The 1,063-nt window shown below is 71.4% G+C and carries 1 protein-coding gene; it reads right to left on the bottom strand.

All coding sequences use genetic code 11. The features are described 5' to 3' along the window. Nucleotides 1–334 precede the first annotated feature (334 nt). The coding region (locus ACFXIV_RS48315; RefSeq protein ID WP_379421590.1) for a hypothetical protein at nucleotides 335–1,063 on the bottom strand (729 nt) is incomplete at its 5' end.

The raw sequence follows: 1,063 nt of genomic DNA, 5'->3' as shown, positions 1-1,063 counted from the left end.
GCTGTCGCCAGTGTCAGCTATCTGCCGAGTGTGTACAGGCCGGACGAACAGTGAAGCCCGTCGCGCCTTTCGCCAGCGGGCCTTCCAACGTCCTGTGCGAACGCGGTGGGAGCGTCTGACCGGCGTTGCACCTCCCCGGCCGCACCACACCGCTCCAAGCGGCCGGGGGGGGCTTACTGCGCCGCCAACGCGCTCTGGAGCGGCCTCAGAGGGGCTCCGAGCTCCTGCTCCTGACGCCTCGTCGGGGGACTGAGCCGACCGGAAAGAACCGACCGTGCCGGGAACGAAGGCCGTTACAGGTTGTGCGTCCCTCCCGGTCATGTGCGGATGCGGCTCACCGGCCGACGAGCGCGGCGTAACGGCGCCGGAAGTCGGGGAGATAGCCCTCCAGGTCCCTTTGCCCCAGTCGGTCGCCTCGCCCGCCCTTGGAGCGGATGGCGTGCTCGGCGCACAACTCTTCCAGCTCGGCGAGGGACGGCTCGATGCCGTCGTTGGCCTCGAGATGCTGCGCCCACACCCGGTAGATGCGCCAGCCCATCCGGTACCGGCGCAGTGTGCTGGGGCTTATACGCCCGCCGCCTCGGCCTGCCATGCCCCGCACCCACAGGTGATCGGACAGGTCCTGCACGGCAGGCTCGCTCCCCAGCTTGTCGGTGAGTTCGGCCCAGGCCTGGTAGTAGCGGTCGACGACAGTCGGGCTCTCCTCCCCCGCCGACCTTTCCGGTCGCACCGCCCCGGGCACTGCCTGCCGACCGCCGCCGGCGGTGTCGTCCGGCTCATACCGCGTGACCGTGGCGTCCTCGTGGGTCTGCGCCGGGGCCACCGCCGTGTAGTGACGCCCTTCCGGGCTCCCGCCGGACGCCTGCGCGGGTGTCTCGAGGCTGCCGGGCATGACGGAGCCGTCGGGTACTGGTTGCCGATCCGCCGGGAGTTCCTCCGGTGCGGCCCCCTGAACTCGCCGAGCAGGCTTCACCTCCTGCCCCGGCGGTTCGACGCCCTGGCCGGACGAGCTGCGCTCCTCCCTCGCCGGAAGGCTTCGGCTCGGCGGGTCACCGGATACCGG

This window comes from Nocardia sp. NPDC059236, from assembly GCF_042754085.1.
Taxonomy (GTDB): Bacteria; Actinomycetota; Actinomycetes; order Mycobacteriales; family Mycobacteriaceae; genus Nocardia.
The sequence above is the reverse complement of the archived record's forward strand: the minus strand, read 5'-3'. Positions and strand labels throughout refer to the sequence as shown.